Origin of the sequence: Deinococcus detaillensis (assembly GCF_007280555.1) — a bacterium.
Taxonomy (GTDB): Bacteria; Deinococcota; Deinococci; order Deinococcales; family Deinococcaceae; genus Deinococcus; species Deinococcus detaillensis.
This window is the reverse complement of record NZ_VKDB01000017.1, coordinates 32,454-47,721: the sequence shown is the minus strand read 5'-3', so window position 1 is coordinate 47,721 and position 15,268 is coordinate 32,454. Positions and strand designations below refer to the sequence as shown.

General features: G+C 60.2%; 13 protein-coding genes. 5 read left to right on the top strand and 8 right to left on the bottom strand.

The window, feature by feature from the left end:
- The first annotated feature begins 51 nt into the window (after nucleotides 1-51).
- The 4 genes from FNU79_RS13835 (at nucleotide 52) to FNU79_RS13820 (ending at nucleotide 3,214) form a co-directional block, all read left to right on the top strand.
- Nucleotides 52-933 carry a c-type cytochrome gene (locus FNU79_RS13835; protein WP_185974720.1) on the top strand — a complete coding sequence of 294 codons (882 nt, stop codon included), beginning with the start codon at nucleotides 52-54 and terminating at the stop codon, nucleotides 931-933.
- 55 nt (nucleotides 934-988) lie between these two features.
- Entirely contained in the window at nucleotides 989-1,642 is a 654-nt protein-coding gene (locus tag FNU79_RS13830; RefSeq protein WP_143721398.1) for a Rieske 2Fe-2S domain-containing protein, read from the top strand.
- Complete coding sequence (locus tag FNU79_RS13825) at nucleotides 1,639-2,940, top strand: cytochrome b (protein ID WP_124871537.1); 1,302 nt, start codon at nucleotides 1,639-1,641, stop codon at nucleotides 2,938-2,940. Before FNU79_RS13830 ends, FNU79_RS13825 begins: the two co-directional genes overlap by 4 nt.
- Nucleotides 2,941-3,019: 79 nt before the next feature.
- The gene (locus FNU79_RS13820; protein ID WP_143721397.1) at nucleotides 3,020-3,214 is read left to right on the top strand and encodes a hypothetical protein; all 195 of its coding nucleotides are present in this window, start codon (nucleotides 3,020-3,022) and stop codon (nucleotides 3,212-3,214) included.
- Nucleotides 3,215-3,253: 39 nt separating this feature from the next.
- Here FNU79_RS13820 and uvrB read toward each other — a convergent pair whose 3' ends face one another.
- A complete protein-coding gene (gene uvrB / locus FNU79_RS13815; protein WP_143721396.1) occupies nucleotides 3,254-5,269 on the bottom strand; it encodes an excinuclease ABC subunit UvrB in 2,016 nt (671 codons plus the stop codon).
- Between the two features lie 134 nt (nucleotides 5,270-5,403).
- Here uvrB and FNU79_RS13810 point away from each other — a divergent pair, with 134 nt between their 5' ends.
- A complete protein-coding gene (locus FNU79_RS13810) occupies nucleotides 5,404-6,003 on the top strand; it encodes a YIP1 family protein (protein ID WP_143721395.1) in 600 nt (199 codons plus the stop codon).
- A 67-nt stretch (nucleotides 6,004-6,070) separates the two neighbouring features.
- Here FNU79_RS13810 and FNU79_RS13805 read toward each other — a convergent pair whose 3' ends face one another.
- The 7 genes from FNU79_RS13805 to FNU79_RS13775 form a co-directional block, all read right to left on the bottom strand.
- Nucleotides 6,071-6,904: a transglutaminase family protein gene (locus FNU79_RS13805; RefSeq protein WP_143721394.1), complete on the bottom strand. Its 834-nt coding sequence runs from the start codon at nucleotides 6,902-6,904 to the stop codon at nucleotides 6,071-6,073.
- Nucleotides 6,905-7,103: 199 nt separating this feature from the next.
- Nucleotides 7,104-8,039 (bottom strand): alpha-E domain-containing protein, encoded by a 936-nt coding sequence (locus FNU79_RS13800; RefSeq protein ID WP_143721393.1) that lies wholly within the window; start codon nucleotides 8,037-8,039, stop codon nucleotides 7,104-7,106.
- Nucleotides 8,039-9,910 carry a circularly permuted type 2 ATP-grasp protein gene (locus FNU79_RS13795; protein WP_143721392.1) on the bottom strand — a complete coding sequence of 624 codons (1,872 nt, stop codon included), beginning with the start codon at nucleotides 9,908-9,910 and terminating at the stop codon, nucleotides 8,039-8,041. The genes FNU79_RS13800 and FNU79_RS13795 overlap by 1 nt, the downstream gene beginning before the upstream one ends.
- A gap of 242 nt (nucleotides 9,911-10,152) precedes the next feature.
- Nucleotides 10,153-10,812 carry a response regulator transcription factor gene (locus FNU79_RS13790; protein WP_124871559.1) on the bottom strand — a complete coding sequence of 220 codons (660 nt, stop codon included), beginning with the start codon at nucleotides 10,810-10,812 and terminating at the stop codon, nucleotides 10,153-10,155.
- A 55-nt stretch (nucleotides 10,813-10,867) separates the two neighbouring features.
- A complete protein-coding gene (locus FNU79_RS13785; RefSeq protein ID WP_225430073.1) occupies nucleotides 10,868-11,239 on the bottom strand; it encodes a hypothetical protein in 372 nt (123 codons plus the stop codon).
- Between the two features lie 240 nt (nucleotides 11,240-11,479).
- The gene (locus tag FNU79_RS13780; protein ID WP_143721391.1) at nucleotides 11,480-13,429 is read right to left on the bottom strand and encodes an ABC transporter ATP-binding protein; all 1,950 of its coding nucleotides are present in this window, start codon (nucleotides 13,427-13,429) and stop codon (nucleotides 11,480-11,482) included.
- Nucleotides 13,426-15,246 carry an ABC transporter ATP-binding protein gene (locus FNU79_RS13775; protein WP_143721390.1) on the bottom strand — a complete coding sequence of 607 codons (1,821 nt, stop codon included), beginning with the start codon at nucleotides 15,244-15,246 and terminating at the stop codon, nucleotides 13,426-13,428. The genes FNU79_RS13780 and FNU79_RS13775 overlap by 4 nt, the downstream gene beginning before the upstream one ends.
- Between the last annotated feature and the right edge of the window lie 22 nt (nucleotides 15,247-15,268).

Here is a 15,268-nt window from a genome sequence, read left to right as displayed (position 1 = left end):
TCAGTATTTAGACAAGCGCAGGGCCATTTCGCTGATGAGGGAGAACGTAACGTGGAACGGAATGACGCAGTAATGCCCTCGGTTGCGATTGTGATCGCGGCCATTTTATGGATTGTTTTGTTGTTTCTTTTCAACAAAGACACCGCCCCAGAGCCGATTAAGATTGATCCGGCCATCACCGCCGCCGCCGCCAAAGAATGGCCGACGGTCGGCAAGAAGATTTTTGAGCAGGGCAACGCGGCTACGGGAGCCACCGCCTGTGCGGGTTGTCACGGCCTGAACGGTCAAGGCGGTGTGGGGCCCAAACTCGCCGGGCAGGAAACCATCCTGCAAGACCCGGTGCTGGTACATACCCGCGTGGTCAAAGGCAAGGGAGCCATGCCAGCTTTCGCGGCCAGCCTCAAGGATAACGAAATCTACGCTGTCACCAACTACGTGCTGAACTCTTGGGGCAACAAAGCCGAACTGGTCACGCCCGCTGTGATTGCGGCGGCGGCCAGCAGCATCAGCCCAGAGCTGCTCAAGAACCGTTCGCGCTTTGTGCCGGAAGAAATCAAGTTGCCGGAAATCACGCTCGTGACTTTTATCTTGCTAACTCTGACCTACGGCATCATTGGGCTGTACAGCGTGTGGGCTGAGGGGCAGGAGTTGAAGCCCGGCATTCACAAAACCCGCAGCACCCCGCTCTCGGTGCTGGCCATGGTCTCCACCCTGATCGGCGTGGTGGTGTTCGGTATTTTGTTCGCCCGCCTGATCATCAGTGATTGGTACGGCTGGGCCGCTGATCCGGTTGTCAAACCCGACGTGACCGGCGAAGGCTTTTACGCGGCGATGGTCGTGATCTTGCTGGGCGTGGCAGCGGGCCTGTACAAGAAATACTTCATGGACAGCGAAGTGCTGGTCGAAGATTCCAGCGGTGAGTTTCCGTGGTAAATGTGGCTGCGGCGAGTTTTGAGGCAAAAGTGAACAAAGCGGTGGTGACGAACTTATGACCAAATACAGACGTGCAGACCCCGAAATTTCTCGGCGCAAGTTTATTAACGTGGCGCTCGGCACTGCCGGCGCAGTGGGCGGCCTCGGCCTCGTCACAGCGCTGGCGGGTGTGCGGCCTCCCAACCGGATCACGGCGGGCAAAGTTCCTGCCATCGAGGGAGACATCTTGGTGTACGCCGAGGGAGCCCAAAGCGGCCAGCCACTCAAAGCCAGTGACCTGACCGACAAGATCACCCGCGCTTGGCCGCAAGGCAAAGACAAAGACGGCAAGCCGGTCATCAAAAAAGATGAACCCAATAACTTGTTGATCGTCTTCAAGTTCCCGCCTGCTGAGATCGTGGCTCCCACTGACCTCAAAGGCGTGCAAGACGGCGTGGTGGCTTACAGCGGCATTTGCCAGCATCTCGGCTGCCAAGTCGGCGACAACCCCTCCAAACCTGAAACTATTTTGTGCCCTTGCCACTCCGGCGCGTATGATCCGCGTGCAGGCTGCAAGGTGATCGGTGGGCCACCGCCCAAACCGTTGCCACAATTGCCGATCAAGCTTGACGCGGGCGGCGTGATGGCGACTGGCTCACTGAACGGGCCTTACTACGGATTGACCGAGAGCGATTGGAAGTCGCTTCTCGAGGAGGCGAAGACGATATGAACCAATGGCTCGACGAGCGGCTTCACATTTCGCGTTTAAACGATAAGTTTTTGCGTAAAGCCTTCCCGGTTCACCACAGCTTTTTCTTGGGTGAAATCACGCTGTTCTCCTTAATCGTGCTGATCTTGACTGGCGCAATTTTGGCGCTGTTCTACGAACCCAGCACCATCTTGGTCAAAAACCCGATGGACCCTACCTCGGCCAACTTGGTGCCCGCCGCTTGGGCGAGCGCCATCAACATCAATGCCATGCCGTTCGGCGACATGCTGCGCCGGATGCACCACTGGATGGCCAACTTAATGATGGGCGCGGGCCTGATGCACATGATGCGGATTTATTTCACCGGCGCTTACAAAAAGCCGCGTGAGATCAATTGGTGGATTGGCCTTCTCCTGATCATCTTCACCGCCCTGACTGCCGTGACGGGTTACAGCCTGCCCTACGACAACTTCGCCTTCACCACCCTCAAAGTGGTCGTGGGTATCGCCTCCAGCATCCCCTGGATCGGCGAGTGGGTCGGCCAAGCGGCCTTTGCGGGCAAGTTCCCCGGCCCCGGGATTATCTCGCGGGTCTACGGCTACCACATCATGTTGCTGCCCGGTATTCTGCTGGCCCTGACTGGGGCGCACATGCTGCTGATGATCAAGCAAAAGCACACCCAGCCCCGCTACGCCAAAGAGCTGGCGTATAAGAAGATCGTGGGCGTGCCGCTGATTACCCAGCAGACCCCCATCATGCTGATGCTGGCGCTGATCTTTACCGGCTTGGTGATGTTGTTCGCCGCCTTCATTCCGGTTCACCCGGTTGAAGTCTTCGGGCCGCCCAGCAACCAGTCGCCCATCGTCAAGCCGGACTTTTACCTGCTGTGGGTCTTCGGCATCCTGGCGATCTTGCCGGGCAGCCTAGAGTTCAACTTGTGGGGCGGAGTCTTTAACGCCGAGTTCTTCGGTGCGCTGGTAATGCCGGGCATCATCATCGGCTTGCTGTTCGCCATTCCGCTGATTGACCGCAGCAGTGAAAACCAGTACTACGCTGAAAATCCCACCGATTATCCGGTCAGGTTGGGGCTGGGGATCGCCTTCTTCGTGATGATCGCGGTGTTCAGCGTCGCGGGCTATAGGCCAGAGCTGGTGCTGTCGGGCGTGCTCAAAGAATCCAGCGCCAACTTGATTTTGTGGATTCTGGCCATCGTGTTGCCGATCATCAGTTACTTTGCCGTTATCGGCATCGTGCGCGGCATTCGTAAGCTGCGCGAGGCCGATGAGCGCGAAATGCGTCAAGCCGCTGCTGACGACTGAGCTACTCGACTGAGCGAGCCACTCAACTGAGAAGGGCCGAACAAGTTTCCCTGTTCGGCCCTTCTCCTATGCTGTGAGGGTGAGTGAATTTGAAGTGTACTTGGCTGCCGAAGCCCGCCGTCTCAACCTCTCGCCGCTGACTTTAGATTGGGCCAGCCCCGAAGTCTTGCACGCCTACTGTCGATTGGTCGTGCGCGAGCTGGCAGCGCGGGGACTCTTGGAAGGCGAAGTAGAGATTGGCTGCCACGCGGCGGCACGGGCAACGGGAAACTGATTTCAGGCAATCGAGATATAGCTGCCCGTTACTTTTGACTCAGCGCCGCCCGCGTTTTCTGACTTTCTGGCCCGGCACGGTGGGCTGCTCGAAGTTCTTGCCCTGCAATTTGGCCTCGATGCTGCGAATTTGGTCGCGCAACGAAGCGGCCAGTTCGAAGTCCAAGTCCTCTGACGCTTGCCACATGTCCAGCTCAAGATCGGTGAGTTGAACGGTCAGGGCGTCACGGTCATTGCTCAGATCGCCGGAGGCAGGCAACTCGGCCACTTCCTCGCCGCGAATGATGTTTCTGACTCCCTTGATGATGGTCGTCGGGGTGATGCCGTGTTCCAAGTTGTAGGCGGTCTGCTTCTCGCGGCGGCGGTCGGTTTCGTCCATTGCGCTTTTCATGGCGGGGGTAATGCTGTCGCCGTACAAAATCACCTCGCCGCCGACGTTGCGGGCCGCCCGTCCGATGGTCTGAATCAGCGCCCGCTCGCTTCTCAGGAAGCCCGGCTTGTCGGCGTCCAGAATGGCGACCAGCGAGACTTCCGGCAAATCCAGTCCTTCGCGCAAAAGGTTGATGCCGATCAGCACGTCGTAGTGACCCAGCCGCAAATCCCGAATGATGACTTGGCGCTCGACCGAATCGATGTCCGAGTGCATGTAGCGGGCACGCACGCCACGCTCCAACAGGTATTCGGTGAGGTCTTCGGACATCCGCTTGGTCAGCGTGGTGATGAGCACCCGCTCGCTTTTTTCGGCGCGGCCCCGAATCATGCCCAGCAAGTCGTCGATTTGGCCCTGAATCGGGCGCACCGTCACCGGCGGGTCAACCAGTCCGGTGGGTCGAATAATCTGATCGGCGATGCTGTCGCTGACCTCACGCTCAAAGGGGCCGGGCGTGGCCGAAACGAACACGGTTTGACCCGTTTTCTCCAAAAATTCCTGAAAGTTCAGCGGGCGGTTATCCATGGCCGAGGGCAGCCGGAAGCCGTAATCGACCAGCGTTTGCTTGCGTGCCCTGTCACCGTTGGCCATTCCGCCGATTTGTGGCACTGTCACGTGTGATTCGTCAATGAACGTCACAAAATCTTCCGGGAAGTAATCCAACATGGTGAAGGGCGTTTCGCCGGGCCTGCGGCCATCCACGTGTCGCGAGTAGTTTTCAATGCCGGAGCAGTAGCCCAACACTTTCATCATTTCCAAGTCGTAGAGGGTGCGCTCTTTAAGACGCTGGGCTTCGAGTAATTTACCCACTGAGTTGAAGTATTCCAACCGCTCGTCTAACTCCTGCTGAATGGTAACAATAGAGCGCTCAACATTGCTGGCACTGGCGACATAGTGTTTGGCCGGATAGATCACGCTGGCGTCCAGATCACCGAGTTTGTCACCGGTCAACGAATGGACAATCTGAATTTTCTCGATCTCGTCCCCGAAAAGTTGAATCCGCAGCGGCTGTTCATCATAGCTGGGCCAGATTTCAATGATCTCGCCTTTGGCCCTGAAGCGTCCGGCGGAGAGTTCGATGTCATTGCGCTCATACTGCATCGAGATCAAACGGCTCAGCATCTCGTCGCGGCTCATCTGCTCGCCGACTTTCAGCAAAATGTTGAGTGCTCTGTATTCAGCGGGATCACCGAGGCCGTAAATACAGCTCACCGAGGCCACCACGATAGTGTCGCGGCGGGTCAGCAAGTTGCGGGTGGCTGAATGGCGCAGCCGCTCGATTTCTTGGTTGATGGCGGCGTCTTTTTCGATAAACAAATCTTTGCCCGGCACGTACGCTTCCGGCTGATAGTAATCGTAATACGAGATAAAAAACTCGACAGCGGCAGTCGGAAAAAACTCGCGGAACTCGGCGGCGAGTTGGGCCGTCAGGATTTTGTTGGGAGCCATGATCAGGGCTGGGCGTCCGGTTTTTTCGATGACTTGGGCCACACTGTATGTTTTACCGGTGCCCGTCGCGCCGAGGAGGGTCTGAAAGCGCAGACCGCTGTCTAGGCCGTCTACCAAGCTGCGAATGGCGGTTGGCTGATCGCCTGCGGGCGTGTACTCGGACTCGACCTTAAGCATCCCGCCAGCTTAGCGCAAATTACGGCCCAAACAGAAGGGCCAAGTCGGATTGTGCCGTCAACAATTTGAGAACGTTCAAGTTTTGCCCAAGCTCTTGACGGAACTTTGACGACCCAGCCTTCATAATTAGCAGTATGCAAAAGTCTCCCCAGATCACGGCCAGCATCCAAAATATGTTCAGCCAAAGTACAGCGGTACTCAGCCAGCCGAGCGTCGCCACTTTCGAGCGCTTTGAACAGCGGGGCGGCGTGCAGCAAGCCTACATCTACGTGATGGTCGCGGCGGTGGTATCGGCGCTGATTGCCGCTTTCTTCGCGCTCTTCCACAGTGAGGTTACTTTTTTCGGCCAGCTCTTCACGCGTCTTATTCTCGTTCCGCTGGGCTTTGCTGTTTTCACTGGAGCGGTTTATTACATCGGCAAGGCGCTTTTCAAAGGAACAGGGACCTACGCTGAAGTTGCCTACACTTTCTCACTCTTCTTTGTGCCTATGAGTATTCTGGGGACTTTGATTGGTATTATTCCCATTATCGGCTTTCTGGCTGCCATTTTGATCGCCTTGGCTAATATGTATTTCGGCTTTCTGGCGGTGCAGTCCAGCATGAATATTCGCACCAACGGCGAAGCGCTCGCGCTCTTGGTTTTATCTGGCGTGGCCTATTTCTTGGTTTCTTTGATTGTCGGCGGCTTTTTGGCCAGCCTCTTTATCGCTAGAGCTGTCCTCAGCGGCGTTTAACCCTCCTGCAAACCAAAGCCGCCGCCCTTTCAGTTAAGGCGGCGGCTTTTCGCTGAAGAGCTGCTTTTTACTGCTGCTGCTCACCGTAGACCCGCACTTCCACGTCCAAGCGGCCCTGCCCGCCGCCGTAAAAGGTGCCGCGCACGGGCGACACGTCAGGGTAATCGCGCCCGTGACCGATCTTGATGTGTTTTTCTCCGGCCAGCACGTCGTTGGTCGGATCGAAGCCCACCCAGCCCGCGCCGGGGATCAGCACTTCTGGCCAGGCATGGGTGGCGTCTGCGCCGATCATCTCGCCGCCGGAATACAGGTAGCCGCTGACGTAGCGGGCCGGGATGCCCAGCGTGCGGCAGACTCCCAGCATGGCGTGGGTAAAGTCTTGGCAAACGCCCTGCTGCAACTTGGCAAACTCCTGAATGGTGGTGCGGACGCTGGTGGCTCCGGGCTTGTAGCTGAACTGCTGAAAAAATTGGTGGGTCAAGTCGGTTAAAAAAGCCGAGAGATCATCGTTGGGGCCGGGGCGGGCCACGCCGAAGATCTCGGGCCAGTCGCCTTTGGGCACGCGCGGGCTGGCAATCAAAAACTCGGTGACTTCGCTGCGCAGATCGTCGAGGGCGCTCAGCGGCACGGGCGGCGGCACTGTCAGCGGCTTGGTGGTGACCAGCGCCTGCGCCTCAATTCGCAGCACCCGGTGGCGTTCGTGAACGTGAACGTGATGCACGATGGAGCCGAAATAATCGCGGTGGGTGGTGACGCTGCTCGCCTCCGGATCCACCAGCAAATGGAAGCTCTTGAGTTGCTGGCGGGCGCTGGCTTCTGGATGCAGGCGCACTTCGTTAAACGAATCCCAAGCGGGTTCTTTATAGGCGTATTCGGTGACGTGACGTATATCGGCGCGCATAACTCTCCGGTGAGGATACGGGAAAACGGCGGGCAAAACAGGTCATGAACCAGAACGCCGCTGGGTTGACGACTTCAAGTGGCCGGCCTGTCCGCTTGCCTGCGCCCACCTGTTCTCAAAAGAGGGGAAGCCAGTCTCCCTGACAAAACCTGTACGCTTCGCCGCGCCGGGAGCTGCGGGTTCGTGAAAGCAGAGGCATTCAAACCGTGAAATAGGCCGCGTAAATCGCGTAGCCGACGGCGTTGAAGTCGCTCAGCAAGGTGTCTAAATCGGGAGACTGCCGCTCTAAGATGTCGTCCACATTGGCGTGTTCCAAGCGGGCCATCAGCCATTTGGCCTCGCGCAGCAGCTCGGGATGAGACTTGGGATGAATGCGCTCGATCTGGGCCAAAGCGTCGTGCAAGTTCTCGCCGCAGTAGCGCACGCTGCGCGGAAAGTAACCGTTGAGCAGCAAGAACTTGGCGATGGTGCGCGGGTCGAGGCCGCCGTGTTCGCTTTTGCGGTAAGCCTCGTACGCCGAGACCGTTTTGAGCACCGCCATCCAGCGGTGGTTGTCCACGGCGGCCTGTGCGGGGGTGCTGGGGCTGCGGACGCTGTAGCGCACCTGTAGGAGCCGCAGCAAATTGTCGCCGCGCTCGAGCATTTGACCTGCCCGCATAAACGACCAGCCTTCGTCGCGCGGCAACGTGGCAAAAGCGATGCCGAAAAACATCTGCGAAGCGTCGCGGGCCGCCGAGCAGTATTCGAACAGACCGTCGCTGGCCAGCACGTCTACATTCTGGAAGCACAGATTGAGGTAAGCCAGGTTGAGTTCTTCCCACATCTCGCTGGGAATCCGGTCGCGCAGGCCTCGCGCATTTTCGCGGGCGCGGGAGAGGCTCGACGCAATACTCGACGGATTGCGGCGGTCGAAGGCTAGCCAAGCCGCCACGCTGTGGGCATCGGCGCGGCCATAGTGCTCGGCAAATCCGGCCTTTGTGCCGGAAATCTCCAACAGGGGCCGCCACTCTTCGCTGACCCGCCCGCCCGCTTCCAGGGTGGCGTAATAGTTGACGTTGAGCAGGCGGGCGGTGTTCTCGGCCCGCTCGACGTAGCGGCCAATCCAGTACAGCGATTCGGCTAAGCGCGAGAGCATTACACGTCTCCTTGCTGATCGGGTTGTTCGATGCCCGGCACGGTGGCGGGGTCGGGGACTTGATCTGAATGGGCAACCCCCACGTGGCCGCTTTGCTCGGCGAGCTGCTCGGGCAGTTCGGTTCCCGGCAAAAAGCGGTGCTGCTGGTGGGTGTCCTCGGCGGGCAGCTCGGCTGAGTTGAGGGTCAAAGCGCCCAGCGGCGGCTCGTGCTCCCCTTGCTGCGCTTGGCTTTGACTCTGAGTGCCGCCCCCGCTTTGTGACTGGCTCTGCGATTGCGACTGGCCCGCTGCGGCCTCGTCCAGAGGCGCGTTTTGCAAGTGGCGCTGGGCTGGCCCCGACGCTCCGCCCAGCGGCCAGTGCGGCTGACCCGGCGAAACGAGGCCGCCTTGCAGCGGCGCACCTTGAAACTGGCTCTGAATCTGGGCGTTCACTGGGCCGTCGTGATCCAGCACCCAGGTGTCTTTGGAGCCGCCGCCCTGCGAGGAGTTGACCACCAACGAGCCGCGCTTGAGCGCCACCCGCGTCAGGCCGCCGGGGATAATGGAAACGTCTTTTCCCACCAAAATATAAGGGCGCAAATCCACGTGAGCCGCTTCAAAGTCGCCGGAATCCGTGTAGAAGGTGGGGTGACGCGACAAGCCCACCACCGGCTGTCCGATGTAGTTGCGGGGATTTTCGCGCACCTGCACCAAGAAGTCTGCCACTTCTTGCTGGGTGGAGGCCGGGCCGATCAGCATGCCGTAGCCGCCCGCCTCGCCCACTGCCTTGATCACTAGTTCCGAGGCGTTTTCGAGGATGTATCCGAGTTGGTCTTTGTCCCAGCCCAAATAAGTGGGGACGTTGCCCAAGATGGCCTTCTCACCGAGGTAGTACTCGATCATCTGCGGCACGTAGGCGTAAACGGCTTTGTCGTCGGCCACGCCCGCGCCGATGGCGTTGGCAATGGCGACTCGTCCCTGACGGTAGACCTCCACCAGTCCCGGCACGCCCAGCGCCGAGTCGCGCCGGAAGGTCAGCGGATCGAGGAATTCATCGTCGACGCGGCGGTAGATCACGTCCACTTGGGTGCGCCCGTTGGTGGTCCGCATCCAGACGCGGCCATTGTCCACAAACAAATCGCGGCCCTCGACGAGTTCGACGCCCATCTGCTGAGCGAGGTAAGCGTGCTCAAAGTAAGCGCTGTTGTACATGCCCGGCGTCAGCAGCACCACGGTGGCTTCCGGCGCACGCGGGCTGAGCGAACTGAGAACGCGCAGCAGCTCGTTGGGGTAGTGCTGCACCGTCCGTACGCCCTGCGAATCGAACATGCCCGGATAGATGCGGGTCATGGCGGCGCGGTTGGCCAGCAGGTAGCTCACGCCGCTGGGCGAGCGCAAATTGTCTTCCAAGACCAGATAGTTGCCCTGCTCGTCGCGGATCAAATCGCTGCCGACGATGTGGGTGTACACGCCCAGCGGCACTTTGAGGCCGTGAACTTCGCGCCGGAAGTGGCTCGACGAGTACACCAACTCGCTGGGGATGATTCCTTCTTTGAGAATTTGGGCGTCGCTGTAAATGTCGCGCAAAAAGGCGTTGAGGGCCTTGACACGCTGAGTCAGGCCCGCTTCCAAAGTGGCCCACTCGCTCGCCGGGATGATGCGCGGCACCGGATCAAACGGAAAGGTGCGCTCGGTTCCGGCGCTGTCGCCGTAGACGGTAAAGGTGATGCCTTGGTTGCGAAACGCCAAGTCGAGCAGGGAGCGCCGCCGCTCGAATTCCGGGACACCGAGGCGCTCTAAATACGCTTGCACGCCCTGATAATGGGGCCTGACCGCGCCGTCCGGGGTAAACATCTCATCAAAAAAACGTTCTCCCTGCTGGTAATTTTGCATGTCCTTCCTCCCGAAACGTGCGTTCAGGATAGCGGAATGCGGCGCGGGCGGTGAAGTTCGATCCAAAGAATTTGCTCACGCTATGGGCCTTGCGGGTGCGGTGGGCCGAGTTGCACAGTAAGGAGACTAAACGTCTGGGTCACACGCAAGCCGGAAACCTGTAATCGTCAGGCTTCCGGCTCAATCTGTTGTGTAAAGGTGAAGCTCGGCGGCGTGCCGAACTCGGTATTCGGCGCTGACGCTTACGCCTGCAAGACGTAGCCGACGTTGCGGATGGTGCGAACCCTCAGGGTGCTGCCCACCGACTCCAGTTTTTTGCGCAGCTGCGAAATCCGCACTTCCACGCTGTTGGAGTTGGGCGTTTCCCAGCCGTAGAGGTGAGATTCGATGTCGGCCCGCGAAAAGACCCGCTCGGGCGTCCTCATCATCAGCTCCAGAATGCGCGACTCATGCTCGGTCAGGTTGACATGCTGCTCCTCGGCGGTGAGCGTCAAGCTACTCGTCGACAAGCTGGTGTTGCCCAGATTGACGCTGCCGCCCGAAGCGGTTCGGCGCAAGAGAGCGCTGATGCGGGCGTCGAGTTCGGGCATGGCAAACGGCTTGGTGAGGTAATCGTCGGCTCCGGCGTTGAGCCCCGCGACCCGCTCCTGCACGTGACTGCGGGCTGAGAGCACCAAAACCGGCGTCGAGCTGTACTGCCGCAGCGACTGCACCAAGTCGAGGCCGTTGCCGTCGGGCAAGTTGAGATCGAGCAAAATCAGTTGGGCGCTGTGCGTTCCCAGCCAGTTTTGGGCCTCGGCTAAGGTGGCGGCGTGAAAGACCTGATAATCCGCGCTGAGGTAATCGCGCAGCAGCGGCCCCAAATGGGGATCGTCCTCGACAATCAAAATCTGTGAGAGCATAACCACTCCTTTGGGAAGCGCGGGCGGGGGAGACGGGAAAGCAGGTCAGTGAATGTTACTTCTTGGGATCTTTTTCAGGCGCGGTTTTGAGGCCCGGCAAGGTCACGTTTTGCCCGGCACTCTGCACCGACAAGCTCAGTTTAAAGCTACCCAAGAATTTACTCAGCGTCACATTCTCGGTGTTGTCGGGGACATTGATATTGAGGAGGCCATTTTTAAGGAGGCCGTCATAGCGGGGGGCCAAGCCGCTGTAAGCATTCTTTTCAGTGCTGTCGCGGGCAAAGAGAACCACCACTGGGCCGTTGTAATCGGTCACGAGTTGCAAATTGAGTTTGCTGGCACTGACTTCACCGTAGCCGAGCTTAGTCTGCAAATCTCTGTCCCAGACAATGACTTGCAGCGCCCCTGCGCTGGCGGGCAGCAACATAGCGAAAAGGAAAATCAGGGCGGGGCGTTTCATCATCATAAATACCGACACTTTTACAGAATTTTACTCACCGCTCAGTAAGCGTTTAGACGCTGGTACAGTCTACGGTCTGGTAAGCCGTTCACCAACTTTCACGTTAGGGGGCAACGCTTGACCCCCCAACTGGGCGGCGGCGGCGCTGCTCAGCCTTAATTTAACGGGTGAACCTGACGCCGCTATGACAGGGTGAGCGCGTCAGCCTTAAAGGTTGGGAGCCAGTCCGGTCTGCTCGCCAAGGTTGGTTTCCGCGCTTTCTACTTCTGCGCTCTCCACTTCGCCACTCCACAGCGCCTGCATTTGTGCGCTGCGGGAAAGCAGCTCGCCCAACTGGCCTTGATCGACCACGCGGCCTTCGTCCAGCACGATGATCCGGTCGGCCCGCAGCAGGGCGGCGCGGCGGTGCGAGACAACCAAGCAGGTGGCGTCGGGGAGTTCGCCCGCCAAGCCCGCCCAGAGTTGGCGCTCGGTTTCGGCGTCGAGGGCGCTCGAGACGTCGTCAAAGATCAGCAGATCCGCTTGCTGCGCCAGCATCCGCGCCACAGCTGAGCGCTGGAGTTGCCCGCCCGACAATTTGACGCCCCGCGCTCCGACCTGGGTCGATAAGCCCTGCGGCAACTCGCTCAAATCCTGCTGCATGACGGCCAATTTAAGCGCCTGTGCCAGAGCGCTGCCGTCTTCGTCGGGTGCGCCCATCAGCACGTTGTCTCTCAGGCTGTCGCTGAACAGTTGCGGCAACTGCGCGGTGTAAGCGCTGCGGGGCGGCACAAAAAATGAAGCGGGATCGCTGACGACGTCCCCATTCCAAGTGATCTCGCCGCCCGCCGGAATCAGGCCCAGCAGGGCGCGAACCAAGGTGCTCTTGCCGCTGCCGATGCGTCCGGTGATCACCACGAATTCGCCGCGTTTGAGGTCAAACGAAGCGTCGAGTATGCCGCGCCCGCTGTCATGCACGGCGCTGAGGTGACGCACCTGCAAGCTCTCAAACGGCGCGGCTTCACGGCGTGGGGGCACGGCCGGCGGCCCGCCCTCCAATTGCTTGTTGTCCAGGTAGAGCGGGTGGTGGGCCACCATTTCGCTCATCGGCGCGTCTTGCAGGAGGCGCTGCATCCGCTCAAAGCTGACTCCAGTGCGGCGGTGACGGGCGATCATGTCGCCGAAGTAGCCCATCGAGCCGGTCAGGCGCGGCAGCAGGGCGAAAAACAGCACGAAATCGCCGATGGTCATCCGCCCGCCTAAAATCAGGTTTGCGCCCAGCAGCAGCACCGCGCCCACGCCGAGGTTGATCATGTTGATGTTGACGCCTTTGATCAGCTCGGTCAGCAGCACGTCTTTCAGCGCCGCCGCCTTGCGGGTTTCGCCCAAGTCGCTGAGGTGCCCCACCATCTGCGTCTCACGCGCCGAGAGCTTGACGGCGCTGACGGCCCCGAACGTTTCGCCGATAAAGTCGGTGACGCGGGCGGTGGCCTGACGCATCCGGCGGCGGTAACTGCGAATCTGCGGCGTGAGGCGCTGCACGAAAACGATGACCAGCAGCAGCGGAGCGCAGATCACCAAGGTGATGGTGGAATCGACTTGCCACATCAAGGTGATGGCAATCATGCTGTAAAGCAGGAATCCGCCTGCGTCTATCCAGGCTTCGGTGTTGGCGGCTACGTCGTCCACGTCGTCGCGGAAGCGGCTGACCGCCTCGGCGGGGGTGTCGGGGAGGCGGCGCGAACCGGAGGCCAGCAGCAGGTGGGCCAGCAAATTGCGGCGCAGTAAAGCGTCTAAGGTAAACCAAATCTTAAACCACGCCCGAACCGCGAAGTAAAACACCCCGAAGCGGGCAAAGCGGGCGGCGGCGAAGTACGCGACGGCCAGCCAAGCCGCCGTGATCGCGGTTTGCCGAACCGAGGCTGCTTGGCCCGCGCTGCCAAGCGCCCCGTTTCCTAAAGTCTGGGCCTCGCCCAAGTGCGCAAAAATTCTTGAGACAAAATAGCTGAAAATGGCGGGCAAAGTGTGAAAGCTGCTCCACGCCGCCACGTTGAAGGCAAACAGCGCAGGCTTGTAGGCAAACAAGCGGCGCATCAGCTTGAGGGTCGGGACTTCGGCAGCTGTCGGGGAGGTGGCGAGTGTTGGAGAGGCCACTTTGGAAGAAGCGGGAGCGCTCATGCCAGCACCTCACGGATTTCGGCAGCCAAATCGTCGGGCAAGTCGTCGAGTTCGCTGTACTGGGCGGCGGCCAGCAGCTTGGCGTACTGGCTGTTGGGGTCGCGGGCCAGTTGCTCACGTGCGCCAAATTCCAGCACTTTTCCCGCGCCCAGCACCAAAATGTCGTCGGCGCGGGCCACCGTGTCGAGGCGGTGGGCAATCACGACGGCGCTGCGGCTGGTCAGGAGGCGCTGCATGGCCGCCGTCAAGCGGGCCTCGGTGGCCGGATCGAGGCGGCTGCTGGGTTCGTCGAGCAAAATCACGCCGGGGTCTTGCAGCATCACGCGGGCAAAGGCCAGCAGTTGCGCTTCGCCCGCCGACAAGCTGCCGGCTGGCAAACGGGTACTCAGGCCCTCGGGCAAGCTCTCAGCCCAGCCCAGTAAGCCGACTTCGGCCAGCGCTTCCCGCACCCGCTCGTCGGGGATGTGGGCGTCGAAAAAAGTCAGGTTGTCACGCACCGAAGCTTGAAAGAGTTGCACGTCTTGAGTCACCACCGCGATTCGGCTTCTCAGCGAGGTCAGATCGGCGTCCACAGTCGACACGCCGCCCAGCTTGACGCGGCCGGAAGTCGGATCGTAGAGGCGCGACACCAAGCGGGTCAGGGTGGATTTGCCGCTGCCGGTACGTCCGAGTAAGCCCAGGGTGCGGCCCGCGCTGAGCGTGAAGGTGAGGTGGCTCAGCACGCGGGCGTCGTCCTCGCCTTCGTAAGCAAACGACACGTCCTCGAATTCCAGGGACAGTGCTCCGGCGGGCAAGTGCTGTGTGCCGGACGGCAACGCGGACGTCAGGCTCAGGATTTCACCGACCCTAAGCAAGCTGGCCCCGGCTTTTTGCACGTCTTGAAGCTGCTGGGTAAGCTGGTCAATCGGCTCTTCGACCATGCTCATGTACTGGTAGAGCAGCAGCGCCGTGCCGATGGTGATCGCGCCCGAGCCGTACAGGCCCACCGCCGCGCCGATGACGCCGACGTAGCCGAGGGTAAACATCAGCATGCTGAATTGCCAGACCGCTGTCCGCTCGACGCCCGCCGTCATCAGCCGCTGAAAATAGCCGCGCTGCACGCCCAAAAACTTGCGGAGGGTGTACTCGCCGCCGCCGAGTGAGCGCACGTCGTCTAAGCCCGACAAGCGCTCTTCAATAAAACCGAACATTTTGGCGCTGCCCTCGCGCTCGTGGCGGGTGGGTTCGATGCCGCGCCGCCGCACGTGGTTCATGCCGTAGAGCGTCAGCGCCACGAAAGCCAGCACGCCGAGGCCCAGCCAGGCTTCTTCTCTGAAAAACATCACTACACTGCCGGTCAGCAGCAAAGCCGCCCCGAAAACCCGCACCGCGAACTGCGAAAAAAAGTTGCTGAGCGCTGTGACGTCGCCGTCGATGCGCTCGATCATTTCGCCGGGGGTGCGCTCTTTGTGGTAGCTCATGTCCAGCGAGAGCAGGTGGGCCAGTAAGTCGCTGCGCAGGCGGTTGGTGGCGCTCCAACCGATGATGGCTCCCAGATAAGTTGCGCCCGCCGAGAGCAGCTGCACCACCAGGGCCACGCCGATATAGCTCAGGCTCAGGCGGGTCAGGCTGGGTAAAGCGCCCAGGCCCACTCCGTTTTTGCCGAGCGCCGCCGTCGCCGTATCGACAAAACGGGCGATCAGTTGCGGCAAAGTCAGGGTCAGCAGCACGCTGCCGATCAGCAGGGCGGCCAGCAGCAGTACACGCGGCCACATCGGCAGCAGATAAGTTCCCAGCACTCTGAGGGCTGGAGCGGAAGAAGCAGCGGGCGCAGACATCTGTTTAGACTACGCCTAGAGC

Excerpts from the sequence above, each read along its gene's own strand:
- FNU79_RS13830 (WP_143721398.1), top strand. The coding sequence starts at position 989 with ATGACCAAATACAGACGTGCAGACCCCGAAATTTCTCGGCGCAAGTTT.
- FNU79_RS13825 (WP_124871537.1), top strand. The coding sequence starts at position 1,639 with ATGAACCAATGGCTCGACGAGCGGCTTCACATTTCGCGTTTAAACGAT.
- FNU79_RS13790 (WP_124871559.1), bottom strand. The coding sequence starts at position 10,812 with ATGCTCTCACAGATTTTGATTGTCGAGGACGATCCCCATTTGGGGCCG.
- uvrB (WP_143721396.1), bottom strand. The coding sequence starts at position 5,269 with ATGCTTAAGGTCGAGTCCGAGTACACGCCCGCAGGCGATCAGCCAACC.
- FNU79_RS13810 (WP_143721395.1), top strand. The coding sequence starts at position 5,404 with ATGCAAAAGTCTCCCCAGATCACGGCCAGCATCCAAAATATGTTCAGC.
- FNU79_RS13795 (WP_143721392.1), bottom strand. The coding sequence starts at position 9,910 with ATGCAAAATTACCAGCAGGGAGAACGTTTTTTTGATGAGATGTTTACC.
- FNU79_RS13780 (WP_143721391.1), bottom strand. The coding sequence starts at position 13,429 with ATGAGCGCTCCCGCTTCTTCCAAAGTGGCCTCTCCAACACTCGCCACC.
- FNU79_RS13805 (WP_143721394.1), bottom strand. The coding sequence starts at position 6,904 with ATGCGCGCCGATATACGTCACGTCACCGAATACGCCTATAAAGAACCC.
- FNU79_RS13785 (WP_225430073.1), bottom strand. The coding sequence starts at position 11,239 with ATGTTGCTGCCCGCCAGCGCAGGGGCGCTGCAAGTCATTGTCTGGGAC.
- FNU79_RS13800 (WP_143721393.1), bottom strand. The coding sequence starts at position 8,039 with ATGCTCTCGCGCTTAGCCGAATCGCTGTACTGGATTGGCCGCTACGTC.
- FNU79_RS13775 (WP_143721390.1), bottom strand. The coding sequence starts at position 15,246 with ATGTCTGCGCCCGCTGCTTCTTCCGCTCCAGCCCTCAGAGTGCTGGGA.